At 66.0% G+C, this 894-nt stretch carries 1 protein-coding gene; it reads right to left on the bottom strand.

Features of this window, described 5'->3' with window-relative positions:
- The coding region (locus tag GBZ26_RS29605) for a GntR family transcriptional regulator (RefSeq protein ID WP_174441831.1) at positions 1 to 529 on the bottom strand (529 nt) is incomplete at its 3' end.
- Positions 530 to 894: the final 365 nt, after the last annotated feature.

The raw sequence follows: 894 nt of genomic DNA, 5'->3' as shown, positions 1-894 counted from the left end.
TGACGCGGCGGATGGCCCGCATGTGGATGAAGAAGCGGTCGGTCAGGTCGGCGATGAGCGTGCAGCCCGAGGCCTGGATGATCGACTGGTGGAAGGCGACGTTGGCGTCGGAATACTCCAGCACGTGGTCGGCCAGCTCGCCTTCGGCGAAGCGGTCGAAGGTCTCGTGCAGGTCGGCCATGCCGCGCTCGTCGGCGCGCTCGACGAAGAGGCGGGCGGCCATGCCCTCCAGAGCCGCGCAGACGGTGATCATCTCGATGATCTCCGCCTTGGTCTTGCGCACGACGAAGATGCCGCGCCGGGGCATGGAGCGGATGAAGCCCTCCTGCTCCAGCAGCGCCATGGCCTCGCGCACCGGGGTGCGGCTGACGCCCAGCGCCTCGCAAAGCTGGCGCTCGTCGAGGCGGATCTCGCTCGGCCCGCCGTAGATGTCCATCTGGGTGATGGCCTGGCGCAGCGACTGGTAGGCCTTGGCCTTGAAGCTCATCCCCTGGTCCAGCGGGGCGACCGAGAAACTCATCGTCTGCATGGCTGTTCCCGTCCCTGACTCTTCTTTCCCCTCGCGTTGGAGGGCCCCGGCTGAAGGGGTTTGGGCCGCGGTTTCGTTGCCCCGGAGAAGGGAAGCGGCTTGGATTGGTGATACGGTATACCAGATACCACTAGCCCGCAAGCGATTATGTTCGCTCAGCGAACTGTTTCACGAGCGGACTTGGACTTGAGGGGAATGTCGCGCCGGGGTTGCGGGGGAGAGTGAGTGATTGTGGAGAAGCGGCGGTAGTCCCCTCCCCTGCGTAGCTCTCGCGCAAACCGAAGGTTTGCGCTGACGCCGCAAGCGGGCCGTAGGCCCGCCGGGGGCCGGGGAGGGGTAGGGCTGTCTCTTATACACCTCCTCGC

Source organism: Azospirillum formosense (assembly GCF_013340925.1).
Classification (GTDB): Bacteria; Pseudomonadota; Alphaproteobacteria; order Azospirillales; family Azospirillaceae; genus Azospirillum; species Azospirillum formosense.
This window is presented reverse-complemented; position numbering and strand designations above follow the sequence as displayed.